Below are 25396 nucleotides of genomic sequence, written 5' to 3'. Positions count from 1 at the left end.
TGTTTCCGGGATATGGCGAGTGCCGCAATAGATCTTGTGAAAGGGACGGCACTTCGGCTACCTTCCCGTCCGGCGAGGATCCTTCCTTCGCCCGATAGAGGCACCGAATGACCCGTTGTTCGAGAAACATGACCGGCACGACACTTCGCGGCAGGACAGCCGGCGAGTGCCTGTCTTCGTTGCGCCTCGCGACCGGCCATGGCCCCGCCTGCGGGCGATTTAGGCGCTAATTCCGATCAAAACGCCTATTGGCCGACGTTCCTCTTTTCGAGAAACTGCATGCCGATTGTGGCATCCTCCGGCAATTCTGCTAAAAGACCCGTCGAATTCACTTTCGACCGAAAATCGCGCGTTCGCGCAGCACGATAGATCGAGCACTCATGTCCGACCTGAACACCCTTGAATCCGAAATCCTCGCCGCCATCGACGCGGCGGCAACCGAGGCTGGCCTTGAAGACATCCGTGTCGCGACGCTTGGCAAGAAGGGCAGCATTTCCGAGCAGATGAAAACGCTCGGCAAGATGAGCCCGGAAGAACGCAAGACCATGGGACCGGCGCTCAACGGTCTGAAGGATCGCGTCACCGACGCCATTGCCGCCCGCAAGACGGTGCTGGCCGAAGCCGCCCTGGAGGCGCGCCTTGCCAGCGAGCGGGTCGACGTCACCCTGCCGATGCGGCCGTCGCCCGTCGAATCGGGACGTATCCACCCGGTCAGCCAGGTGATCGACGAACTCTCCGCCATCTTCGCCGACATGGGCTTTGCCATCGCCGAAGGTCCGGATGTCGAGACCGACGAGCTCAACTTCACCGCGCTCAACTTCCCCGAAGGCCATCCGGCACGTGACATGCACGACACCTTCTTCTTCAACGAGAAGGCAGACGGCAATCGTCTGCTGCTGCGCACGCATACGTCGCCGGTCCAGATCCGCACCATGCGCACCCAGGAACCGCCGATCCGCGTGATCATCCCGGGCCGCACCTATCGCTGCGACAGCGACCAGACCCACACGCCGATGTTCCACCAGGTCGAAGGCCTGGTGATCGACAAGGGAAGCCACCTCGGCCACCTGAAGTGGATCCTGGAAGAATTCTGCAAGACCTTCTTCGAGGTCGATAACATCAAGATGCGGTTCCGCCCGTCCTTCTTCCCCTTCACCGAACCGTCCATGGAAGTCGACATCCAGTGCGACCGGTCCGGCGCGGAAGTGAAATTCGGCGAAGGCGACGACTGGATGGAGATCCTCGGCTGCGGCATGGTCCATCCGAACGTCATCCGCAATTGCGGACTGGACCCGGATGAATACCAGGGCTTTGCCTGGGGCATGGGCATCGACCGGATTGCCATGCTGAAATACGGCATGCCGGACCTGCGCGCCTTCTTCGACGCCGATGTGCGCTGGATCCAGCACTACGGTTTCCGCCCGCTCGACATGCCGACCCTCGCAGGCGGCCTCTCCAGCTAAAAACGGCCCTTTCTGCAAAAAAGGCAGAGCGACATGACCCTTTTCATTCGTGCAATTGCAGTCGTCTTCCTGACCCTGGTTGCCGTCTTTCCGGCAAACGCCCAGAAGACGGAAGACCGTTCGAGCCGCGTGGCCACGCCGACCTCTTTCGTCGAGGCCTGCGCGGAGAAAAGCCAGGAGCGCGGCCGCCTTCGGTTTTGCGGCGACTATTTCCGCCAGAAGCTGGGCACCCAGGCAGACGCCTTGCTCTACCTGCGTGACCGGATCACCCAGTTGCGCGCCTCTCATGCTTCGTCGGCCGCAGAAAAATACGACAGCTTCCTGTCGTCGATCTATATCGTCGCCTTCCTGACGATCTGCTCGATGGTCCTGGTGGCGGCCGACAAGAAGCTGGCGGGAACCGCCAGATGGGCCACGCTGACCAGTTCGGCGGCGCTGCTGGTGGTGATCGTCGTCATGTCGCTCGGCTGGCTCGGCAAATACCGGGCGGAATATGCGGCCCAGATGGAGCTCGGCATCCTGCGCGACCGGATCGAGGCAGAAACGGCACAGGTGATTTCGACCGGTCAGACGCTGACACCGGAGATCGTGCGCGAATGGACACACGAATTGACCGCGATCGGACGGCGCTTTGCCGACAATTACACCAATGCGACGCCGATCCCGGAGATCAGCCGTATCCAGGGCCAATAAGCCGCACGACCCAATTTCAGGCGCTGAAGCGCCAAGACGAATACGAAGAGTGAGCAGATGAAATTCACCCTGTCCTGGCTCAAGGAACACCTTGATACCGACGCCGGTCTCGACGAAATCGTCGAGCGGCTGACCATGATCGGCCTTGAGGTCGAGGAAGTGACCAATCCGGCCGACCGGTTGAAGCCCTTCATGATCGCCAAGGTCATCGAAGCAACGCAGCACCCGAACGCGGACCGCCTGCGCGTCCTGAAGGTGGATGCCGGCGACGGCGGCGAGCCGCTGCAGATCGTCTGCGGCGCGCCCAATGCCCGCGCCGGTCTGGTCGGCGTCCTCGCCCGTCCCGGCGATTACGTGCCGGGGATCGACGTGACGCTCTCCGTCGGCAAGATCCGTGACGTGGAAAGCTTCGGCATGATGTGTTCGGAGCGCGAGTTGGAATTGTCCGACGAACACAACGGCATCATCGACCTTCCGGAAGATGCCCCCGTAGGTGTGAGCTATGCCCAGTACGCCGGGCTGGACGATCCGGTGATCGAAATCGGCCTGACGCCGAATCGCCCGGACTGCACCGGCGTTTACGGCATCGCCCGCGACCTGGCCGCGGCCGGCCTCGGCACGCTGAAGGAACGCTCCCACGACCAGATCCGTGGTAGCTTCCCCTGCCCGACGGGCGTTACGCTCGACTTCGGCGACACCAAGCCGCTGTGCAAGGCCTTCGGCCTGCGAATGGTGAAAGGCCTGAAGAACGGGCCCTCGCCGAAGTGGATGCAGGAGCGGCTGATCGCCATCGGCCTGCGCCCGATCAACACGCTGGTCGACATCACCAACTACATGACCTTCGATCAGGGCCGTCCGCTGCACGTCTTCGACGCGGCCAAGGTGAAGGGCGATCTGGTCGTCCGCCGGGGCGCGAAGGGCGAAAGCATCGAGGGCCTCAACGGCAAGACTTACGAAGTCGACGACACCGTCTGCGTGATTTCCGATGACAGCGGCCTGGAAAGCCTGGGCGGCATTCTCGGCGGCGAAGTGTCGGGCTGTACGGATGAGACCGTCGATGTATTGATCGAATCCGCCCTGTGGGACGAGGACGGCATTGCCGCCACCGGCCGCAAGCTCGGCATCAACACCGATGCCCGCTACCGGTTCGAGCGTGGCGTCGATCCCGACTACATGCTGCCGGGCCTGGAAATGGCGACCAAGCTCGTCCTGGACCTGTGCGGCGGCGAGCCGTCGGAGGTCGTCGTGGCCGGCAAGGTTCCCGAGGACACCCATATCGTCGACTTCCCCTATTCGGAAGTGAAACGCCTGACGGGTCTCGAAGTGTCCCAGGCGGAGATCAACGTCACCCTGAGGGCGCTCGGCTTCTGGATCTCCGGCTCCGGCGACACGGTCAAGGTGGCCGCTCCGAGCTGGCGCCCGGATATCGAAGGCAAGGCCGACCTGGCTGAGGAAGTGGTCCGCATCGTAGGTCTCGACAAGGTGCCGTCCACGCCGCTGCCGCGCATCGGCAGCGTTGCCGCCAAGGTCCTGACCCCCGGCCAGATCCGCCGCAACCGGGCCCGCCGTGCGCTGGCCGCACGCGGTCTCAACGAAGCGGTCACCTGGTCCTTCGTCTCAAGGGAAGAGGCGGAAGCCTTCGGCGGCGGCGCGCCGGAACTGGCGCTTGCCAATCCGATCTCGCCGGAATTGTCCGACATGCGCCCGAGCCTGCTCCCGGGCCTCCTGACCGCGGCCCAGCGCAATGCGGACCGGGGCTATCCGGACGTGGCGCTGTTCGAAGTCGGCCAGATCTTTGCCGACGACACGCCGGAAGGCCAGAGCATGGTTGCCGCCGGCGTTCGCCGGGGCACGGCTGTCCTGGACGGGGCCGGTCGCCATTGGTCCGGCTCCTCGCCGGCCGTCACCGTGTTCGACGCCAAGGCCGATGCGGCCGCGGTGCTGGCCGCCATCGGCGCGCCTGTCGACAAGCTGCAGGTCTATACGGACGCGCCGGACTATTTCCATCCCGGTCGCTCCGGCGCGCTGAAGCTCGGTCCGAAGAACACGCTCGCCGTCTTCGGCGAGATCCATCCGCGCATGCTTGGACTGCTCGATATCGAAGGTCCGCTTGTCGGCTTCGAGATCTACCTGGACAACCTGCCTCAGCCCAAGGCCAAGGCGACCCGGTCCAAGGGCGCGCTCGACGTTTCCGACCTGATGCCGGTGCGCCGCGACTTCGCCTTCGTCGTCGACAAGGCGACCCCGGCCGAAACGCTGTTGAAGGCGGCCAGGGGCGCGGAGAAGTCCCTGATTGCCGACGTGACCCTGTTCGACGTCTATGAAGGCAAGGGCATCGCCGAAGACCAGAAGTCGCTCGCCATCGACGTCACCCTGCAGCCGACGCAGAAGACGCTGACGGATGAGGAGATCGACGCCGTGGCGAAGAAGATCATCGCGTCCGTGGAAAAGGCGACCGGCGGCACCCTGCGCGGGTAAGCGCATAGTCTTTAAACGAAAAGGCGCTCCACCTTCCCGGCGGAGCGCCTTTTTCATTTCCAAACACCGATATCAGGCGACAGCCGATATGGCCTCGCCGTCAAAGTCCCGTGCCATCGATCTGCGGGACGTCCGGGTCAAGGTTCCGGACGGGAGACGTCTCCGTCGTGGCTGAAACAGAGTCCGGCTCGTCGGCCGCGGAGGACCCACTTTGATCGACCGTCTTGCCGCCACCGGCCGCAGCCTGGGTCAGGGTGCTCTTCACCAAGGCCTGCATGAACCCAACGGCCTTCGCATTCCCTGCTCCGAAAAGCCCCGAAGCGGAACCCATAGGCGTCAGCGCGCCTGCAGCGAAAAAGCCGGCTGCAAGAATGGACAGGTGTTTGACCTTCCGGCAAGGATGCATTCTGGCCATGGCCTCACATCTCCTCCACAATACCCCTTCAAGCCGCAAGCATGAGCGCGGTGCAACGATTTGATCGGGATAGGCTACGAAGAAAAGAAAACACCGAGGCAAACACAAAGGGTCGGATTTTAACTAAAGACCGTCCGCTCTGATTTTTGATTTCGTTTCAATGATATAGCGCGACGAAAATCATCTGAAATGGACCTGACGCCAGTTCGTTTGTCTGTTCTCACCCGTTCGAGGCCTATCCTTTCCGCAATGGATAAATATCAGATCATGGACCTTCAAACGCTTGGAAATCCCTCTGCTGCAACCGAAGATCAGCGGATCGCGGCCCTGCAGAAAATCGTCCTCGGGACCCCGGTGCTGATGCGGATCCTGCACGCGATCAAGGATATAGGTCTACCGGATGCCTGGCTGGTCTCCGGAGGCGTCTACCAGACCGTCTGGAATGCGCTCACCGGCCGGCCTTCGGATTTCGGCATCAAGGACTATGACGTCATCTATTTCGATGGCACGGACCTGTCCTACGAGGCAGAGGACGCGGTGATCCGGGACATGAATGCGAGGCTACCGGATCTGGCGGACAAGCTGGAAGTCCGTAATCAGGCACGGGTTCACCTGTGGTATGAAAGGCGTTTCGGACGGCCTTACTTTCCGTTGATCTGCGCCATGGAATCCCTGACGACCTATGCCGCCAAGACCCACGCAGTCGCCGTTCGGCTCGGAGACAGGGGCACCCTTGAAGTTCAGGCGCCTTTCGGACTGGCGCCGATTTTCGCGATGCGTCTGGTTCCCAATCTTTCCACGGACAACCGACCGACCTATGACGAAAAGGCAAGGCGAATGACGGCCTTGTGGCCGGAGCTGACCGTCGTTGACTGGGACTCGACCTGAAAGCGCTCAGGCGCCGATCGCTACGCACCAGCAGTCCAAACAAAAAAGCCGACATAAAAAAGCCGGCCACTGGGGCCGGCTTTTCTCATGTCTGTTCAACGATCGGTCACGCGGCGGCCACATCCCGCAGGAAGCCGTCGATGGAGGCCTGCATTTCCGTCGCCTGACGCTCCAGCTCTTCGGCGGAGTTCGCGACGGACGTGGCAGACCCGGTGGTCCGTTCAGCCGCTTCGCTCAAACCGCTGATGTTGGTGGCGACAAGACCGGTGCCGTTGGCGGCTTCCGCGACGTTGCGCGAAATCTCGTCCGTGGCCGCACCCTGCTGTTCGACCGCCGCTGCGATCGCCGAGGTGTAATTGTTGACTTCGTCCATGGTGGCGGCGATTGCGCCGATCGCATCCACAGCCTCCTTGGTTTCGCCCTGGATCGCAGAGATCTGCGCGCCGATTTCCTCGGTCGCCTTGGACGTCTGGGTGGCCAGTTCCTTCACTTCCGCGGCAACCACCGCAAAGCCCTTGCCGGCCTCGCCGGCCCGGGCGGCCTCGATGGTGGCATTCAGCGCCAAGAGGTTGGTCTGTTCGGCAATCGCCTGGATCAGAGTAACGACTTCACCGATCCGGTTGGCGGCTTCGGCAAGGCCGGCAACCTTCTGGTTGCTGGTCTGGGCCCCCTGGGTGGCCTTTGCGACAATCCCGGTGGTCTGTTCGACCTGGCGAGAGATTTCCGCGATGGAGGAAGACAGTTCCTCAGCCGCGGAGGCGACCATCTGCACGTTGGAAGACGCCGTATCGGACGCCTGAGCGGCGGTCGCGGCCCGGTCGGATGTGTCTTCGGCAACGGAGCCGAGATCCTGCGAGGCAGAGCGCATCGCCCGCACCTGCTGCGTCACGCTTTCCAGCTTGCCGGCAATTTCCTGCCGGAAGGCGGCGATGCGCTCACCGACACGGACCTGATGATTCCGCTCTTCCGCCATGCGCTCGTTTTCGGCCTGCTGCATCGACGAGGCCTGGATTTGCGAGGCCTCGGCATCGTTGCGCGCCCTGTCCGCGGCAGCGAAGGCGCGGGACAGCTGTTCCACGATCCACCACAGGGCAGCCACTTCGACCACCACAATCACCGCATGGAAGACGACGCGCAGGAAATTCGAACCACCGGGAAACACCGCCCAGGGAAGCGCGAAGTTGAAGACGATGTGGTGCACCGCCACGACGCCCGCATAAGCGACAAGCGCCCGCCAGTCGACCCATCCGGCGAGGATGGCCAGCACGGCGAAGAAATACATATGCCCGTCGACCTGGAATGAGGTAGCCGGGTCGTCCGTCGACAGCGAGGCCACGAACAAGGCCACCAGCGCCGCAAGCGAGATTGCCGTGGCGATCCGGGTTTCGGTTCCCGCCTTGTATTTGACCCAGGTCCCGGTCGCCGCCGCCCCAAACAGAAGCGCCGCGCCGGAAACGGTCACAACGGAGATGGTTCCGACCCACCAGGCGGTTCCCATGACCAGGAACACATTCGCCCAGACGAAATAGATGATGTAGCGCGAATAGGTTTCGCGCATGGCATCGAGGCTCGCCACAGCCTGCGTTTGCTCACTCATGATTTATTCTCCCCCATAGACTTTCACGAACCCTGCGCAGGCCCGGGCAACAACCGACGACGCAACAAACGCGGCACCGGAGGCATACAGGCGGCCGACGAGACCGTCGGAGTCGGCTTCAGTGACTGCGATCCAGCCGGATGAATCCGTTGATATGATCCGCCCGCCGGCCTCTGCCACGATCTCCGGAGCGGTCTCGCTCCACGGGCTCGCGAAGACGGCTATCTTTCCTTCGGCTCCAGGTTGCAGGCCCGCGAAAACCATGACCAGGCAGGCGCCGGAAAAATAGGTAGCGACAAAACGTTTCGATATTTTCGCTGACATATCAGGTCCCAAAGCGCACTAGGCGTAGGGATGTTTATGACCCAGCTGATTTAACAATTTCTGAAATTCATTGAATATCTGATGAAAAAGCGCCGCGTCCTCTTCGTCATGCTGCATTGCAATATTGCATGAGAGAAAACACGTATCGGTTGTTTTCTGGACGTTATTTCAGGAAACTTGAGACAGACGAAGTTTCTTTGCGGCACACCACAAGCCGATAACCTGCCGAGAGGAGCCGCCGCCTGATGCGGCTATTCGGTCTCCAGCGTTATCGAATAGGGAGAAATGCCGTCAAAGTGGCGCCGCGCAGCTGACACCCGTTCCGCGAATGCCGCAGTACCCGCCCGGATTTTTCGCCAGATACTGCTGGTGGTAGTCTTCCGCAAAGTAAAACGTATCGAGTTGACGGATCTCGGTAGTGATCGTGGCCTTGATCCCGGCTGCCCGCAGGGCCTCCTGATAGGCCTGTTTCGAGGCTTCCGCAGCCGTCACGTCTTCGGCATCGGCAAGATAGATCGCCGACCGGTATTGGGTTCCGGTATCGTTGCCCTGGCGCATGCCCTGGGTCGGGTCATGATGCTCCCAAAAGACCTTGAACAGGTCCTGCAGGGAGATTTTTTCCGGGTCATAGACAACCAGCACGGCTTCCGTGTGTCCGGTCCTGCCGGTGCAGGTCTCGTTATAGGTGGGGTTGGGCGTGTGCCCGCCGGCATAGCCGACCGCCGTCACGTAGACGCCCGGCAATTGCCAGAAAAGGCGCTCCGCGCCCCAAAAGCACCCCATGCCAAACAGGACCGTGCGCATTCCCTCCGGATAAGGCTCCGTCAGGGACCGGCCGTTCACGAAATGCGGTTCCGACGGACGGGTGGCATCGTCCCTCCCCGGCAGCGCTTCGTCTGCCGTCGGCAAGGTAAACTTCTTGGTCAGCATGGTCATGAAGGACATGGTGGCTTTACCTCCGGAAAACGTCGCCCCCCGCCCCTCGCAAGGCAGGCACAGATCTCTTCCAGAAAGATGGCGCAGAGAACCGAATTTGCAAGGAAAGTTTGGGCCAACGTAGCCCAGGCGCACTGACGGTCTGCTCAAGTCAGACCAGAACGACCGTCTGTCTGTTCCTGCGGGAGCCAAGCCACAGGAAGATCAGCCCGAACAAGCCAAATACACCCCAGACCGGCCAGGTCAGCAATGTCTGGATAATCGGGTCCCAGAGGAAGGGGCTCACATGCCGCTGGATCGCCGCCTGCGCCATGTTCAGGGTGTCCGGCGACTGATCGAACCACAACTGGCCGAGCGGCAGCAGGACCAGCTCGGATTGGGCAATGCTCTTGCTGGCATCGGCGATGATCGCGACCAATGCACACGCCAGCATGACATAGCCGCCAAGCCGGAACAGTAATCTCAACAACGCAAACACTTCGGGCCTTCGTCTCAACGATCAAAAACAAATATTTAGTCTAAGTGGCAATCCACGGCATTATATGGCCTTCCGGACGGATGATGACCGGGCACAGGGCGCCGCCGCACATGATGAATACATTGACAAGGAATCTCATAAAAAACAACAGCAAAGATCCTGACACTACGTTTTCAGGCTGACTTGAAGCGGCTTCCGCAACCCCTGCACAGCTTATTTCAACCGGTGCAATCCCGAAAAATCGGGCCTGTTCGAAGGACATATGCACCGGCACGCAAAAAAACTTTCACAGTCGCTTGCACTCCGGCAATGCCTGAGTATATTGCGCAACTCGCGGGCGGGGTTTTTCGCCAGCGAATAAGGACAGGTGGCCGAGTGGTTGAAGGCGCACGCCTGGAACGCGTGTATAGGGGCAACTCTATCGAGGGTTCGAATCCCTCTCTGTCCGCCATTTTTTCTCATAAAATATTGATATAATTTAGTTTTTCGATTTCTCGATCTGCTAGCCCATCATTTAGCCCATCACGCGACATGGTTTTTCACAGCCCCTCGTGCAATCAAGATTTTTTCGTTTCAGACTCTTGCACGACATCTTAGCCGGGCTTAACAAATATGTAGTTCGGGTGAATCGGTTTCATCTGAGCTTTTCGACGCTTAGCGCAGGACGTGCTTGCTATCCAAAACCGCTCGATCTTTACGGGCGTGACTTAGGAGGCTTGCATGTGCCCGGCACAGCAATCAGATCTATTCCCCGCTATTGAACCCTCCAGCTCTGAAGCTATGCCTGAAGAGCATCCGCAAGCGCGTTCATCCGAACAGGCTGCGCCTGATCGACCGAGGCCCGCATCGAAGCCATCCAAGAAAGCACCAAAACGAACGCCGAATAGGCCCGACATCCAAACTCCCTGGATGAATGTTCGCGAAGTCGCAGCCTTTTTCTCCGTAAGTGTACCGACTATCTGGCGCTGGGCCAAAGATAACCCGGAATTCCCAAAGGGACACGAGCTCTCCCGAGGAACGACCCGTTGGTACCGGGAGGACCTGGAACGGTATAACGTAATGCTGCGGGGTAAAGCTGAATGAGCGCACCCGCAAACACCAAACCCGCAAGATGGAAGAACCGCCAAAGCTCACGAGCCGCGCGGGCCCACTGGTTCTATACAATCGAGGATGCTCGGGCTCTTTACGGTGTTTCCAGAAATACCATTCGGAACTGGCTATGCTATGGCCTGAAAGCGATTGACGCTCAAGAAACCCTCTTTCTTGGTCAATCCCTGAACGAATTTCAGGCCCGCCGAAAGAAAGATGCGAAGGTGCCTTGCTCCTTTGAGGAAATTTATTGTGTCTGTTGCAAGCGGAAGCACTCGTTACTCATAGAGCCATTCAAGATTGAGGAACGTTACAAGTTCCGAACCGCTGTCTCCATCCAATGCCCCGAAACAGGTGGAAGAACGAGAAAGCTCGTCCGCGAGAGCGATCTACCCCGGTTGAGAATGCTTCAAAAACACAAATCCAACACCGAGATTCCCGATTAAGGAATCTCGTCTCTCCAAGCTGAATTTGTTTGTATCCCGCAAGCTGAAGGTAGGAAACATGCACGGCCCCACGGCATGGATGCTTTATCTGTACCAGACCCATATGAAAGAGGCCCGCGGCCTGGACGTAAAGACGATCGATGCCCGGATGCGCCATCTCGGGCAGTTTGCGGCAAGCCTTGCGGGCAAAGACCTTACCAGTTTGAAGCCAAATGACATTATTTGCTTCAAAAAGAGTTTGAATGGGCCGGATAAAGAAAATGTCCCTGAAAGTGTGTCTTTGGCAGCTCCGACCATCGTGCAGACCTGTCACGATCTGAGAACGTTCATCGAGTGGCTCTCTAAACAGCCTGGCTATCGGTCCCTTCTAAGAGATCTGGCTGACTACTGCACCCCATCTCGCCGCATGACTGCCCTGGCCCATGCTCCGAAGGCCAGGTACGAGCCGTCTCCAGACGAAATTAAATCGATGCTGGAGGCCATGCCGACAACTACGTCACAAGAACGACGGGACCGCGCGGCGATCGCCTTCCTTTACCTTACCGGTGTTCGGGACGGCGCCCTCATCAGCTTGCGTCTCAAGCATGTAGACGCGGCGAGCAAGCTCGTGAACCAAGATGCGAGTGAGGTGAATACGAAATTCTCTAAAACCATGCGGACACTTTGGTTTCCTGTGGGAACAGACATCGCGACCATCGTGACGAACTGGATTGACGAAAGACGCGCCTCCGGGGCTCAGGATGATGATCCGCTCTTTCCGCGCACGCCCAGCGCAGTTCGCAGTCGAATGTCGAGTATCAGGGACGAGTTCTGGAAAACCTCGTCTCCGGTTCGCGAGGTTATTCGGAAGGCAACAGAGGCTGCAGGCGTTCCATATTTTCGTCCCCATGCGATAAGGGCGACAATCGCCCGCATGTGTTTAACCTGGGCCCGCTCCCCGGAGGAATTGAAGGCTCTCAGCCAGAACCTAGGTCATGAAGACATTGGAACGACCATGAAGCACTACGCTACGCTCGGCGAAGATCGCCAGCACGAGTTGCTTTTGGGAATGTGGGAGCGAAGGGAAGCTCCCGAAGAGGATGAAGAGCTGGCAGACCTGATCAAACGACTATCTCCAGAGGATCGGTGCGTGTTGAAGACTATGGCTCATGCTCTTCTGAAAAACTGACTGAGAGGCAGGATGCATCTGACTTGCTTCCTGGTTTTCGGAGGCACCGATCGCATTTATACTAAGGCGGAATTATAAAAGAACCGGCGGTTGCAGCGTTGGCTTAGACCATGACCAGTGCACAAGCGAGCCACCGCACTTCGCCTTGCATTGGTTGCAATCACTTTTTTAAACAGTAGCGTACAGCCTGGCGTTGTTGAGAATGGCCTCCACTAGGAGCTTCTGGAGCTCCGTTCCTCCTACAATCATCAACCACCTTCTGACCGCTCTCCTAATCCCGCAAAATGTCGATAATCTTGTCTTCCGTAAACCGTGAACGCTTCATTTCGTCCATTTCCTGGTACCGACGAATTCTACTTCAAACTGGATGTTTTCGTGTCTCAGGTTAGATTCTAGAAGGGAAATTTGCGAAACAGACTTGTCGTCCTGGCATCGAACCTCTGCAGATTCCGGACGGCAATGACGGTCACGAAGGCCAGCTGCTTTTGCGGTCGCGAGATGGCTTCAAAGGTGATGCCACCTGACTTTCAGAACGCGATATTCAGGCGTGCGGATCCGGAGAGGTTCCGGCTTTCGGAAGACAGCAGGCTGTCGACGCTTGCCTGGAAGGAAAAACCTTCTCGGATCTCCGCCTCGATCGAGACGCCCAGTTCGGCAAACAGGCGCTCGCCCTCGTCGGCAAGCCCGAACTTCGGTCCGCTCGTGGCGACGGCCGCGAACTGCGCGGTCGCGGAGCGGTCCGTGTCGCCTGCCAGCGCCAGAAGACCCGTGTGCAGCGTTGCTTTGGACTTGAGCCCGTTCATCAGGAAGGCGGCGGTCAGATCCACGCCGGGATTGAAGCTGTAGACCGTGTTCTCGATCTTGCTGACCCGCAAATGGGTGTCGCCCTGACCCGATTCATTGAAGGAGGGCTGCAGGGTATAGGTGGCCCCGACATCCATGGACGGCTTGATGCTGAAGGCCTCGCTCAGCGCAAACTCGTGGGCAAGCATCACATGGGCCGCCCCCCACCAGAGGTCCGGGCGCGCTGTCGCCAGTCCCGTGCCGTTGGCCTCGAACGTGTCCCGCCGGAACCGGTAAGAGCCGTAGCCGCCGGAGAGGGAGGCCGACACATCGGTTGCCCCGAAGGCATACCCCAGCAAACCGCCGCCCTGGAGCCGGAACCCCTTGGAGTTGGAATTGCGGTTTGACTGGGCGACATCTTCGTAAGCGAAGGCGGTTCCGCCGTACCAATTGCCGGCAAACGGAATGCGGACACCGCCGGCGGTGCCGAGCGCCGTTTCTACATAATCGATCGCATTGGAGCTCCCATCGCGGTGATGGTGGTTCGCGCCCACCTTCAGCCAGGCACAGGCGCCCGGTTCCGACAGGGCGACCGACCGACCGCCATTGCCGGCGCAATCCGACGCCATCTGTCCGGCAAAGCGCAGCGAGGCGTAGAGTGCGGCGTCGGTCGCGGCAAAGACATCACCCGGCGCCAGCTGGTCATAGGCCGCTTTCAGCTCTTCCGCCGTCTTCAGGTTCATGATGCGTGCGGCGATCGGCTGAATGAAGGCGTAGTAGTTTACAGAGGTCGCGGCCAGGGCGTCTGCGGACGACGATCCCCCGAGGCTTGAGGCCGATACCGTCGAAAGCTCCGCACTGGACGCCGCGTTCGCCGCCGCTTCGGCCTTTCTAAGGTCGATCAGGGTCTCAAGGTGTGTGCCGGCCGTCAGTTGATTGCCGGAGAGGCCCAGGGTGTCCGACGTATAATCCACGGTGTAGCTGAGAAGCGCCAGATAGTCGTCATATTCCGTGGAGATCTCATAATCGACCGTGGCCGTGTCGGTGACCGTCAGGCCACTGATATCCACCGTATTGACGAGGTCGAACACTTCGGCAAAACCGACCGAGCCGCTGTCGCCGGAGGACATCAGGCTGTCGGAGGTGACGTTCACATCGAGCGTGCCCGTCAGATACCAGGTTTTGTCACTGAGGCTCGTATCCTGGAACTGGAGCAGGTCCATCTCGCCTGCCTCGTAACCTTCCTGCAATTCCGCATCGAACAGCAGGGTGCCATCGGTCGTATCCTGATCGAAGGCCCCGGTCACATTGGTGTTGATGATATTGTTTTCCCCGCCCGGCGACAGGGTGCCGGAGTTGTAGAAGGTGCCGCTGGTGCCGATGTCAAAGGTCGACCCGGGTTCCAGCACACCGGTGCTTTCGTTGATCAGGCTGTTGGCAACGCTATCCTTCAGATCGAAGTTGCCGTAGATCGTACCGCTGTTGGTGATATTCACCTTCGTCTCGGAGACGATGGCGTCGCCGGCATAAAGGTTGGTGATCGTGCCGGCGTTCTTGATGCTCACACCGCCGCCGAATATGGCGTTGATGGCCGCATTGCCTTCAACCGTGGAACTGCCCGTGGACAGGGTGACGCCGCTTTCCACGTTGATGTAGACGGCACCCCCACTGTCATAGCCGTCGCTCTGGGCGACGATGCCCCAGCCGCCGGTGCCCGACGACGACAGGTCGGCGTTCAGGGTGATCGTGATTTTGCCGCCGTCGCTGTCCGAGCCACCCAGGCTCTGCGCGAAGATCCCGGTCGAGTAGTCGCCCGACAGGCTCATGGCATCGTTCAGGGTGATCTTGATGTCACCGCCCTCTCCCGTATCGCCGACATTGCCCGCCACCGCGGAGGACGAACTGCTGTCTCCCGTGCCCGAGGCGCCGCCACCGCCACCGATCGACTGGGCCCAGATGCCATGCGCCTGATCGCCGGTCGTGGTAATCGATCCGGCACTGATGGTGATATCCCCGCCGTCGCCGCCATCGCCGCTGCTGTCCTGGTCGATCACCCCGAGGCCGACGTCATCGGTGGAAAAATCGGAGCCGAAGATCAGCTCGACATCGCCGACCAGGCCGCCGCCGCCACCGATCGACTGCGCGACGACCCCCATCGCGCCGTCGCCCGACGTGGTGATCGTGCCGCTGTGATTGATCTCGACCGAGCCGCCATCGCCGCCACCGCTGCCCTGTCCGCCGGCAGCCGCATCGGTAATCACGTCCCCAAGGCCATCGCCCGCCAGGCCGCCGCCACCGCCGATCGACTGGGCGACAATCGCGGAGCTGCTGTCGCCGCTGGTCTTGATGGTACCGGTATTCGTGATCAAGACCTCGTCCGCGCTGCCACCGTCACCGCCGGATCCGCCCAGGGTCATGGCGATGTCCGCACCGCTGACGTCATCGATGGACAACACCCAACCGGCCAGACCGCCGCCGCCGCCGATCGATTGGGCGACAATCGCGGAGCTGCTGTCGCCGCTGGTCATGATGGTGGAGCTGTTGGTGATCCAGACCTCGTCCGCGCTGCCGCCGTCACCGCCGGATCCGCCCAGGGTCATGGCGATGTCCGCACCGCTGACGTCATCGATGGACAACACCCAGCCGGCCAGACCGCCGCCGCCGCCGATCGATTGTCCGAGAACGCCATAGGAGGCAAAGCCCGTCGTCTCGATTTCCTCATTGACCGTGACGGTCACCGTGCTGCCGTCACCGCTTGCATCGCTGGCGCCAAGCGTGGAGGACAGGGTCAGGTCGCTCGGCGTCGAGCCCGTCAGCGTAAAGCCGGTGTCTCCGCCGCCACCGCCGATGGACTGGGCGAGAACGCCGTGGGCATTGCTGCCGCCGGTGGTCACGTCGCCATCGACGGAGACGCTCACATCCTCGCCGTCACCGCCGTTGCCGCCGCTTGCTCCCAGGATCACCTCTGCCGTCGCATCCGTGTTGGTGGAATACTCGAGCACACCACCGGCGGATCCGCCGCCGCCACCGATGGACTGGGCCACCAGGCCGTGAGCGTTGTTGCCGCTGGTCGTGGTCGTAAAGTAGCTGTGAGTGATATTGACTTCGCCGCCATCGCCGCCTGCGGAACTGCCGTCGCTTTGGCCGAGCGACAGCTTGATCGAGATATCGTCGGCGGTGGTGATTTCCTGGACACTGTCGCCGCCGCCGCCGCCGACGGATTGGGCGACAAGGCCGCGCGAGCGTTCCCCCGCAGTTTGAACGCTGCCGGTTGTGCCGTCGCCATCGACCGTGATGGTGCCGCCGTCGCCGCCATCGCCACCGCTGCCCCCCAGAACCTGCGAAAGGTCGCTGGTGCGGGTGAGCACGCTGTCGCTGACACCGCCGCCATTGCCGACCGACTGCAGCAGGACACCGGTTGAATAATTGCTGTTGCCGGTCAGACCTGCCCCGTTCAGCGTGGCCGAGACCGTGCCGCCAGTGCCGCCGAGGCCGCCGGAAGCGCCCAGGCGCGTGACGTGGTCCGACTCGTCATAGGCGGCTCCACCGCCACCGCCGATGCTTTGCAGCACCAGAACAGAGGCGGCTTCATCTTCGGTCTCCAGCGTCACCCCGGAGCCAAGGGTCGCGGTGGCTTCGCCGCCATCCCCGCCCGAATGGGAGTCCATTCCAAGCTGGGTGACATCATCGTCCGCATCCGCCTTGCCACCACCGCCGCCGATGCTCTGGACCAGGACGGCCTCCGCATTGACACCGCCTGTCTTGATCACGGTGTCCGTGCCGCTCAAGGTCACGCTGGCGGTTCCGCCGGCTCCGCCGCTTTCCCCCGACAGCCCATAGGCGGAAACGGAACTGGCGTCAGAACTGGCGCCGTAGAACCCGCCGATGCTTTGGACGAGCAGGCCGGTGGCATTGTCTCCCGAGGTGGTCACCGTTCCATCGAAGGTCAGGCTGGTCTCACCGCCGGTCCCCAGTTCGAAGGTACCGCCGTAGGAACCGTTGGTGCCATAAGTAGTCGTTCCACGATCGCCGCCGACACCGCCGTAACTGCGCGCCAGAACACCGAAGGCGAGGTCTCCTGAGGTCGTGATGGTGATGTCCGACAGTTCGACGGTCACCGTGCCGCCCGCACCGCCGCCGCCGCCATCGCCACCTTGGTTCTCTTCTCCCCCGCCACTGGTGGCTTCTCCGCCATCGCCCCCCGTTCCGCCGAACGACTCGACCCGAACGCCGGCGATCCCGTCGCCGGTCGTGGTGGCGGACAGCGTGTCGATGCCGGTCAGCGTCAGGGTGACATCGCCGCCGGCCCCGCCCTGTCCGCCATCACCCCCTTCTGCTTTGCCATCGCCTTCGTTCTTAATTTCACGGCCGTAGCCTCCGTCGCCGCCCTGCGAGGACAGGAAGACCAGGGTGCCGTCGGTGGACTGCAGGGTGTCGACATCGCCCTCGATCTCAAGCGTCAGATCTCCTGCCGCACCGCCTGCACCTCCATCCGTCCCTCGCACCGTTCGTCGTTTAGAGGTCTGCCTTTTTGTGTCATCACCACCATCACCACCGGTGACCGTGATGGAAATCGGGCTTTCGCCGGAGATCTCAGTCGTATCGGTGAAAGACAGGGTTACCGCCCCACCGAAACCACCATCGCCACCGTCCGAACTATTTGACGCCTTGCCGCCGTCGCCGCCCGAGAGGACGATCTCAAGGGCCGTGCCGTCGGCATTCACCGCGCCATAGGTGGACGAACCGTCAAAGGTGACGTCGATCGTGCTGGCATCCCCGCCCGGATCGCCTGTGGTGGAACTGTCTGCGGCGGTCTCCGACAGGGAGATCTCACCGGTATCCGCAGTCAGATTGTCGATGTTGACAGTACTGACGCCCGTGACGTCCACATCGACCCCGCTGGACAGATCGCCCTCGCAGGTGACCATGCCGCTGGCCGTGGAGCAGGCGGCCACCGCCGGAACCGTCGAATAAACGGCAAAGGACCCTGCAAGTGCCGTCAGAGCAAGACAGGCGGGAGAATAGAAGGAGGCAATGTTACGGGTCATCAGTTCTCCAATTGGGTGTCGTCTTGCTCTGCATGCTGCGCTTGGCGGACGTCAGGTGCTGTGGGTTCAGAACGCGAAGTTGAGCCTGGCCGAACCGGAGAGGTTCTGGCTTTCGGTGGACAGCAGGCTGTCGACGCTTGCCTGGAAGGAAAAACCTTCTCGGATCTCGGTCTCGAACGAGACGCCGAGTTCGGCAAACAGGTGCTCGCCCTCGTCGACAAGCCCGAACTTCGGCCCGTTCCTGGTGACGGCTGCGAATTGCGCGGTCGCGGATTGGTCCGTGTCGCCCGCCAGCGCCAGAAGACCCGTGTGCAGCGTTGCTTTGGACTTGAGCCCGTTCATCAGGAAGGCGGACGTCAGATCCAGACCGGGATTGAAGCTGTAGACCGTGTTCTCGATCTCGCTCACCCGCAAATGGGTGTCGCCCTGCCCTGATTCATTGAAGGATGGCTGCAGGGTGTAGGTGGCCCCGACATCCATGGACGGCTTGATGCTGAAGGCCTCGCTCAGCGCAAACTCGTGGGCAAGCATCACGTGGGCCGCACCCCACCAGAGGTCCGGGTGTGCCGTGGCCAGGCCCGTGCCGTTGGCCTCGAACGTGTCCCGCCGGAACCGGTAAGAGCCGTAGCCGCCGGAGAGGGAGGCCGACACATCGGTTGCCCCGAAGGCATACCCCAGCAAACCGCCGCCCTGGAGCCGGAACCCCTTGGAGTTGGAATTGCGGTTCGACTGGGCAACATCTTCGTAGGCGAAGGCGGTTCCACCATACCAGTCGCCGGCAAACGGAATGCGGACACCGCCGGCGGTGCCGAGCGCCGTCTCTACATAATCGATCGCATTGGAGCCCCCTTCGCGGCGATGGTGGTTCGCGCCCACCTTCAGCCAGGCACAGGCGCCCGGTTCCGACAGGGCGACCGACTGCCCCCCATTGCCGGAGCAATCCGACGCCAACTGGCCGGAAAAACGCAGCGAGGCGTAGAGTGCGGCATCGGTCGCGGCAAAGACATCGCCCGGCGCCAGCTGGTCATAGGCCGCCTTCAGCTCTTCCGCCGTTTTCAGGTTCATGATGCGTGCGGCGATCGGCTGAATGAAGGCGTAGCGGTTTGCAAAGCCCGCGGCCGGGGCGCCGGCGGACGTCGATCCGTCGAGGCTAGACGCCGAGAGTGCTGAAGCTTCCAGGCTCGAGGCCGCGCTTGAGGCTGTACTCGCCGCCACTTCGCTTTTGCGCTCGCTGATCAACGTGTCCAGATGATCGCCGGCCGTTTGCTGGTTCGACGAAAACTCAATCGAGTCTGACGTATAATCCACGGTGTAGCTGAGAAGCGCCAGATAGTCGTCATATTCCGTGGAGATCTCATAATCGACCGTGGCCGTGTCGGTGACCGTCAGGCCACTGATATCCACCGTATTGACGAGGTCGTACACTTCGGCAAAACCGACCGTGCCGCTGTCGCCGGAGGACATCAGGCTGTCGCTGGTGACGTTCACATCGAGCGTGCCGGTCAGATACCAGGTTTTGTCACTGAGGTTCGTGTCCTGGAACTTGAGCAGGTCCATCTCGCCTGCCTCGTCACCTGCCTGCAATTCCGCATCGAACAGCAGGGTGCCATCGGTCGTATCCTGATCGAAGGCCCCCGTCACATCGGTGTTGATGATGTTGTTTTCCCCGCCCGGCGACAGGGTGCCGGAGTTGTAGAAGGTGCCGCTGGTGCCGATATCAAAGGTCGAGCCGGGCTCAAGCACGCCGGTGCTTTCGTTGATCACGCTGTTGGCAACGCTATCCTTCAGATCGAAGTTGCCGTAGATGGTACCGCTGTTGGTGATATTCACCTTCGTCTCGGAGACGATGGCGTCGCCGGCATAAAGGTTGGTGATCGTGCCGGCGTTTTTGATGCTCACGCCGCCGCCGAATATAGCGTAGATGGCCGCATTGCCTTCAACCGTGGAACTGCCCGTCGACAGGGTGACACCGCTTTCCACGTTGATGTAGACGGCACCCCCACTGTCATAGCCGTCGCTCTGGGCGACGATGCCCCAACCGCCGGTGCCCGAGGACGACAGGTCGGCGTTCAGGGTGATGACGATTTCGCCGCCGTCGCTGTCCGACCCGCCGAGGCTCTGCGCGAAGATCCCGGTCGAATAGTCGCCGGACAGGCTCATGGCATCGTTTAACGTTATTTCGATCTTGCCGCCTTTACCTTCGTCGCCGGAGTTACCCGCAAATGTAAAAGGGTCGTCAACATCGGCGAGGCCGGCGGCGCCACCACCCCCACCAAGCGACTGTGCCCAGATGCCATGAGATTGCTTGCCGGTTGTCGTGATCGCGCCGGACTCAATTGTAATATCACCGCCGTCACCGCCGTCGCCGGCGTCTTCTTGCGTTGCCACACCCAGGCCAAACGTGCTGCTCAGATCGAGAACACTTTCACTAAATCCGAGTTCGACGTCCCCTGCCGCTCCACCGCCGCCGCCAATGGACTGAACGAACATCCCCATGGCTCCGGCACCTGTCGTTTTGATGGTCCCGGTGTGGTCAATGTAGATCGTGCCGCCATCGCCGCCGCCACTGCCGCCGCCCCCGACGGTCGCATCCGTCAGCAAACCACTGCTGCCATCGCCGCCTGCGCCGCCGCCGCCGCCGACGGACTGGGCGTAAATCGCTGTGCCGCTGCTGCCCGTTGTCGTGATGTCACCGGAGTTGGTTACGGTCACATCACCGCCATCACCAGAAGCCCCGCCGGCCCCCCCGATAGCGACCGAAAATGAGTCCAAAACTGACGAGATGCTGGTAACATCGCTGATGTCAGAGTACCAGGTGAACGCCTCATCTGCGATTGACTTGGAGGTGTACAGAAAGTCTTGAAAAGCTGACTTGGCGCTGTCGGTATCGCCCGCTTCAATCGCGTCATATACGTCATCCACAAAGGCAGTCGCGCCAAGTGCGCCATCGCCGCCATTGCCGCCCCCGCCGCCGACCGATTGTGCGAAGATGCCGTAACCTGCGATGCCGGAGGAACTGATGGTTTCGGTGTTCGTCGCTTTTACAATGCCGCCATCGCCACCCGCACCGCCATCTCCGCCCAGTGAGAACGACACGCTGAACGTGGAGGCATTGCTCGACGAGCTACCCAGGATCGAATTATAAGAATAGGCAGCTGCTGAACCTCCATCCCCACCACCACCGCCGACCGATTGGCTGAAGATGCCGCGTGAAGCGATGCCCGAGACGTAGATGTCACCGTAATTTTCGGCTGTGACCTCTCCTCCGTCGCTGCCGGTTCCTCCCTCTCCACCGATCGAGACGTCTGCCGATATTGCAAGGGAAGAGGAGGAACCTGATGTCAAGTCGACCAGGAATGTGCCTGCGGAGCCGCCTTGCCCGCCGTTGCCGCCTATCGACTGGCTGTAAATGCCGGATGAGGAGTTGCCGCTGGTGGTCAGCGTGCTGGCATTGAGGACACTTACATCTCCCCCGACGCTGCCGGAGCCTCCGGATCCACCGACGGCAACACTGACCGCAACGCTCCCCTCCGCGGAGCCATCGCCGGTTACAACGAAAGAACTGCCCCCCGATCCGCCATCGCCCCCAATGGATTGTACGGCGATGGCGTCCGCGTAATGCCATTTCGTTGTCACGTTGCCGTAGTTTTTAACCTCGGCATCGCCGCCAGTCCCCCCGTCGCCCCCGTCACCGGAGATGGAGTAATCCATTGTAAGTGACGATTCACTCGACGCAGAGAGTGTGCCGGAAAGGGTTGCATGCGCATTGCCGCCCGAACCGCCTATGGATTGAACATAAATCCCCCGGGCCTGGTAATCCTCGGTGGTGATATCGCCCGTGTTACTGACAAAAGCCAGGCCGCTTTCATTTCCGGATCCACCATCACCGCTCGCTGAAATCGTGATATCGCCGGTATAAGTGCCTGCCGTAAAGCCGCCATCGATGGAATAGCCGCCGTTGCCTCCATCCCCGCCAATCGATTGGGCAAGGATGCCGTAGGATGCGACACCGGAGGTGTTGATGTCGCCGGTGTTTGAAACTTTTACTTCTTCGCTCTTGCCGCCTTCGCCGCCTGATCCGCCGACGCTTACGGATAACTCGCTCATCGTGAGAGCATCGACATCGATGCTGCCGGTGGTGTTCCCGCCTCCGCCGGCGATGCTTTGCGCGATGATCCCGCTGGAATTGTAGCCTTCAGTGGTGATGCCGGCGCCGTTGTCGATCGTGATCGTGCCGCTGCTGCCACCGTCCCCGCCATTGCCCGAAACGTTCGCGCTGAGCGACCCCGCGTTCAAGGTGTTCGCGCTCATCGCAAACGACGTGTTGCCACCGGTATTTCCCAGGCTTTGAGACAAAATGCCGACGCTGTTTGCGCCTTCGGTCTCAATCATGCCGTCGGTCACGATGATAATATTACCACCGTCACCGCCATCGCCTCCGGAGCCGCCGGTTGTCAGGCTGAGCTGGGCTCCGGACAGAAGGTCGCCGGAAACAGTGATGTTCCCATCGCCGCCGCCGCCGCCGATGCTTTGCGTATTGATACCGGCCGAGTTGTCGCCGGTCGTCGAGATTGTCGCACCGGTCTGGGAATAGACCTCCACACGGCCACCGTCGCCACCGTCGCCACCGGAGCTCCCCGTGGTGAAGTCAATCGTCGCACCGGATATGGTATCGATGGATGACGTCCAGCCCCCGGATCCGCCACCGCCGCCCAACGACTGGGCCAGGATTGCATCGGAACCGTCGCCTTTCGTTCCGATATCGGCCTTGGTCGTTACGGTTACTGAAGAACCGTCTCCACCTTTGCCACCACTGCCGCCGACCGTATCCGTCATTGTGGCGGCGGATGGTGAATCCCCTGCGATTACCGTCCCCGAGGCTCCGCCGCCGCCGCCGATCGACTGAGCGAGAATGCCATGCGCTTTATCGCCTTCGGTCGTGATCTTTTCATTGGCGGTAACCTGGACCTTGGCGCCATCGCCGCCTTCGCCACCGGAACCGCCGGTGGTTGTATTCACGTCCACGCCAACGGCTCCGGAATAGTTGATGTCCGAGCCGGAAGACCCGCCGCCATTCCCAATCGACTGGGCGAGGATGCCGTGAGCGTGATCCCCCTCCGTGTCGATTGTGAAATAGGTGTGCTTTATGTCGATCTCACCGCCGTCACCCCCGGAGCCCCCGCCGCCGCTGGACCCAGTGCTCACATCCACGACAATTCCGGCACTGATGGAAATATCGTTGCCGCCGTGGCCACCGCCATTGCCAATCGACTGAGCGACGAGACCGCTCGCCCGGGACCCGCTGGTCTGAATGCTTCCGATCGAGCCGGAGTCGCTATCGAAGGTGATGGTGCCGCCGCTGCCCCCATCTCCGCCTGACCCACCAACGGCTGTGGAGAAGTCGACGCCGATATCCAGGGCATTCGAGCCGCGCCCGCCGCCGCCGCCGATCGAGTGCAGGACGATACCGGATGCATCATTGCCCAGGGTCTGAATTCCGGTTCCTGCAAGCGATGCTTCGACGGTACCGCCATCGCCACCGGAGCCGCCGCTTCCTCCGATGCTGGTGATGCCGTCCGTCGATTTCGCCGAGCCGCCGCCGCCGCCATAGCTCGATGCATAAACCCCTTCGGATGCGAGGCCGGAGGTATAGATGGTCGCCACACCGAGGGTCAGCGATATTTCGCCGCCATCGCCACCGGAGCCGCCCGACCCACCGACCGACTTGATGCCGTCTGCTCCGCCTCCCGAGCCGCCGCCGCCGCCGCCGCTCATGAGCGATATGGCGGTCGCGTTTTCACCGGCCGTAGAAATATAGTTGCCGTCATCGACGATCAGGGTCGCTGTGCCGCCGTCGCCGCCCGCGGATCCGGACCCGCCGAGAGCGGTTATCCCGTCGCTGGAGCTCCCCTTGCCGCCGCCGCCGCCGAGACTTTGCACCAGGATGGCGTGGGAACCGTCGCCCGAAGCGCTGTAGGTGCCATCCGCCTCGAGCGTGAGCATGGCAGCTCCGCCATCCCCCCCACTCTCGTCGCTGGCTCCGTAACTGGTAATTGTCGATGTCCCGGCATCGCCGGCGAACCCGCCGACGCTTTGCACGAGAACGGCACTGGAATCGTCGGAGTAGGTGGTGACCGATGCGGAAAGATCGACAGTCACGTCTCCGCCAATGCCTCCCCCCTCGCTGCCGCCCCCGGAGCCGTCGCTGGTATGCCCGGAGCCGCCGTCTCCGCCCGCGCCGCCATAGCTGCGCACCAGCACCCCGATTGATCTTTCGCCGACAGTCTTGATCGTCGCGCCCGAGAACGTCAGCTCGACGGTGCCGCCCGCGCCGCCTGAACCACCGTCCCCACCGGACGCCACTTTTGAAAAAGTGCCTTCGGTCTTTCCGCCTTTACCGCCCGCACCGCCGAGAGATTCCACCCGCAACCCCGGTTCGTTTTCATCCTCCGTCGATGTTGTTGCGGTCGTCGACAGGGTGACCGTTACGTCGCCGCCCGCGCCACCGTCGCCACCGTCGCCGCCATGGACGTTGGTGGCGTTAATGCCTTCGTCCTTGCCTTTGCCGCCTTCCCCGCCATCTCCGCCCTGGGAAATGAGATAGAGCAGGGACCCGCTGTTCGCGGTCATGGAGGAGAGTTCACCGTCGTCGACGGTGATCGTGATCGCGCCGCCATCGCCGCCATCGCCACCGTCGGACGCATGGGCCGAACTGCTGGCGGTGTTCTTCGCCGCGCCGGCTTTTCCGCCGTCTCCTCCGACGACAACGGTATAAAAAACCGTGTCCGCGCTGAAGGTCGTCGCATTGCCGATGGTCAGCTTGACATCGCCGGCCGCGCCTCCGTCACCGCCTGATCCGCTGACACCTGTCGACTCGTCGCCCTCGCCGCCCGTCCCGCCGGTGGAAGAAAGCTCGAACGCATAATCGCTGCTCGTGCTTATGCCGTAGTTCGAGGACCCGTCGAAGGTGATCGTGTAGGAGTTTGCACCCGATCCGTCGCCGCCATCGATGTCCTCAAACACCCCATCGCTGCCGTCGTCCCCTTCCGAAGAAATGCTCAATTCGCCCGTGTCATCGGTCAGATCTTCGAAATCGATTTCGGTTACGTCATCCACATCGATGGCTTGGTCCGAGGACAGGTCCCCGCTGCAGGTAATGATCGAATCCGAGGTCGAGCAGTCGGCCAGAGCTTGGGTTGTGGTGTTGATAAACAACAACCCCAAGAACAGGGGAAGAGCGTTCGATGCGATAAACGCACGCAAGGATCTGCCTGTCAGTCTTTCCTTTTCACTTGCCCGGACATCAAAGAGAGTAATGTCCGAGAAACATTTTTCGTAGTCACGCCCTTTCGAACAAGCAAAAACCCTTACACTTTCGCAAAAATTATTTCTTCTTTTCATGGCCTCACGCCCCAGCCCAGGATAAGTATTTCTGAATATTTCTGCTTTCGCGGCTCGCCTCACGTTGACAACTGAAAAAACGAATCGGAGACTGGTTATGAGATTCTGTGTATTGCCGGGTTTTGTCGATGGATGAGGGTCTCGAATGTTGTTGGACAGGTTTCTCGAAAACCGGAAATTTCCGAAGGT

General features: G+C 61.1%; 13 protein-coding genes and 1 tRNA gene. 7 read left to right on the top strand and 7 right to left on the bottom strand.

Annotated elements, in window-relative coordinates; all coding sequences use genetic code 11:
* Positions 1-380: 380 nt before the first annotated feature.
* The 3 genes from pheS to pheT are packed head-to-tail and all read left to right on the top strand — an operon-like array spanning position 381 to position 4634.
* Positions 381-1463 carry a phenylalanine--tRNA ligase subunit alpha gene (gene pheS, locus ABIN98_RS05405; RefSeq protein ID WP_346908086.1) on the top strand — a complete coding sequence of 361 codons (1083 nt, stop codon included), beginning with the start codon at positions 381-383 and terminating at the stop codon, positions 1461-1463.
* A 33-nt stretch (positions 1464-1496) separates the two neighbouring features.
* Positions 1497-2156 carry a phenylalanyl-tRNA synthetase subunit alpha gene (locus ABIN98_RS05400; protein WP_346908084.1) on the top strand — a complete coding sequence of 220 codons (660 nt, stop codon included), beginning with the start codon at positions 1497-1499 and terminating at the stop codon, positions 2154-2156.
* A 57-nt stretch (positions 2157-2213) separates the two neighbouring features.
* Entirely contained in the window at positions 2214-4634 is a 2421-nt protein-coding gene (pheT, locus tag ABIN98_RS05395) for a phenylalanine--tRNA ligase subunit beta (protein WP_346908082.1), read from the top strand.
* Between the two features lie 100 nt (positions 4635-4734).
* Here pheT and ABIN98_RS05390 read toward each other — a convergent pair whose 3' ends face one another.
* Entirely contained in the window at positions 4735-5049 is a 315-nt protein-coding gene (locus ABIN98_RS05390) for a hypothetical protein (RefSeq protein WP_346908080.1), read from the bottom strand.
* A gap of 267 nt (positions 5050-5316) precedes the next feature.
* Between ABIN98_RS05390 and ABIN98_RS05385 the strand changes: the two genes are divergently transcribed.
* The gene (locus ABIN98_RS05385) at positions 5317-5937 is read left to right on the top strand and encodes a nucleotidyltransferase family protein (protein ID WP_346908078.1); all 621 of its coding nucleotides are present in this window, start codon (positions 5317-5319) and stop codon (positions 5935-5937) included.
* A 106-nt stretch (positions 5938-6043) separates the two neighbouring features.
* On the opposite strand, the gene ABIN98_RS05380 is transcribed toward ABIN98_RS05385, so the two are convergent.
* The 4 genes from ABIN98_RS05380 to ABIN98_RS05365 form a co-directional block, all read right to left on the bottom strand.
* On the bottom strand, positions 6044-7534 hold the full coding sequence (locus ABIN98_RS05380) for a methyl-accepting chemotaxis protein (RefSeq protein WP_346908076.1): 1491 nt from the start codon (positions 7532-7534) through the stop codon (positions 6044-6046).
* A 3-nt stretch (positions 7535-7537) separates the two neighbouring features.
* On the bottom strand, positions 7538-7858 hold the full coding sequence (locus tag ABIN98_RS05375; protein WP_346908075.1) for a hypothetical protein: 321 nt from the start codon (positions 7856-7858) through the stop codon (positions 7538-7540).
* Positions 7859-8149: 291 nt separating this feature from the next.
* Positions 8150-8803, bottom strand: coding sequence for a peptide-methionine (S)-S-oxide reductase MsrA (gene msrA, locus ABIN98_RS05370; RefSeq protein WP_346908073.1), 654 nt, complete (start codon positions 8801-8803; stop codon positions 8150-8152).
* 142 nt (positions 8804-8945) lie between these two features.
* A complete protein-coding gene (locus ABIN98_RS05365; protein WP_346908072.1) occupies positions 8946-9263 on the bottom strand; it encodes a hypothetical protein in 318 nt (105 codons plus the stop codon).
* A 370-nt stretch (positions 9264-9633) separates the two neighbouring features.
* Between ABIN98_RS05365 and ABIN98_RS05360 the strand changes: the two genes are divergently transcribed.
* The 3 genes from ABIN98_RS05360 (at position 9634) to ABIN98_RS05350 (ending at position 11975) form a co-directional block, all read left to right on the top strand.
* Positions 9634-9723, top strand: a tRNA-Ser gene (locus tag ABIN98_RS05360).
* Between the two features lie 269 nt (positions 9724-9992).
* On the top strand, positions 9993-10355 hold the full coding sequence (locus ABIN98_RS05355) for a helix-turn-helix domain-containing protein (RefSeq protein ID WP_394701443.1): 363 nt from the start codon (positions 9993-9995) through the stop codon (positions 10353-10355).
* Positions 10356-10865: 510 nt separating this feature from the next.
* Positions 10866-11975 (top strand): site-specific integrase, encoded by a 1110-nt coding sequence (locus tag ABIN98_RS05350; RefSeq protein WP_346908070.1) that lies wholly within the window; start codon positions 10866-10868, stop codon positions 11973-11975.
* A gap of 527 nt (positions 11976-12502) precedes the next feature.
* Here ABIN98_RS05350 and ABIN98_RS05345 read toward each other — a convergent pair.
* Together ABIN98_RS05345 and ABIN98_RS05340 are read right to left on the bottom strand one after the other, a co-directional pair.
* Positions 12503-17806, bottom strand: a complete 5304-nt coding sequence (locus ABIN98_RS05345) for an autotransporter outer membrane beta-barrel domain-containing protein (RefSeq protein ID WP_346908068.1) — start codon at positions 17804-17806, stop codon at positions 12503-12505.
* 66 nt (positions 17807-17872) lie between these two features.
* The gene (locus ABIN98_RS05340; RefSeq protein ID WP_346908066.1) at positions 17873-24922 is read right to left on the bottom strand and encodes an autotransporter outer membrane beta-barrel domain-containing protein; all 7050 of its coding nucleotides are present in this window, start codon (positions 24920-24922) and stop codon (positions 17873-17875) included.
* Positions 24923-25396: the final 474 nt, after the last annotated feature.

Source organism: uncultured Roseibium sp. (assembly GCF_963675095.2).
Classification (GTDB): Bacteria; Pseudomonadota; Alphaproteobacteria; order Rhizobiales; family Stappiaceae; genus Roseibium.
This window is presented reverse-complemented; position numbering and strand designations above follow the sequence as displayed.

Excerpts from the sequence above, each read along its gene's own strand:
- pheT (WP_346908082.1), top strand. The coding sequence starts at position 2,214 with ATGAAATTCACCCTGTCCTGGCTCAAGGAACACCTTGATACCGACGCC.
- ABIN98_RS05380 (WP_346908076.1), bottom strand. The coding sequence starts at position 7,534 with ATGAGTGAGCAAACGCAGGCTGTGGCGAGCCTCGATGCCATGCGCGAA.
- ABIN98_RS05350 (WP_346908070.1), top strand. The coding sequence starts at position 10,866 with ATGCACGGCCCCACGGCATGGATGCTTTATCTGTACCAGACCCATATG.
- ABIN98_RS05400 (WP_346908084.1), top strand. The coding sequence starts at position 1,497 with ATGACCCTTTTCATTCGTGCAATTGCAGTCGTCTTCCTGACCCTGGTT.
- ABIN98_RS05390 (WP_346908080.1), bottom strand. The coding sequence starts at position 5,049 with ATGGCCAGAATGCATCCTTGCCGGAAGGTCAAACACCTGTCCATTCTT.
- msrA (WP_346908073.1), bottom strand. The coding sequence starts at position 8,803 with ATGTCCTTCATGACCATGCTGACCAAGAAGTTTACCTTGCCGACGGCA.
- pheS (WP_346908086.1), top strand. The coding sequence starts at position 381 with ATGTCCGACCTGAACACCCTTGAATCCGAAATCCTCGCCGCCATCGAC.
- ABIN98_RS05355 (WP_394701443.1), top strand. The coding sequence starts at position 9,993 with ATGTGCCCGGCACAGCAATCAGATCTATTCCCCGCTATTGAACCCTCC.
- ABIN98_RS05385 (WP_346908078.1), top strand. The coding sequence starts at position 5,317 with ATGGACCTTCAAACGCTTGGAAATCCCTCTGCTGCAACCGAAGATCAG.
- ABIN98_RS05345 (WP_346908068.1), bottom strand. The coding sequence starts at position 17,806 with ATGACCCGTAACATTGCCTCCTTCTATTCTCCCGCCTGTCTTGCTCTG.
- ABIN98_RS05375 (WP_346908075.1), bottom strand. The coding sequence starts at position 7,858 with ATGTCAGCGAAAATATCGAAACGTTTTGTCGCTACCTATTTTTCCGGC.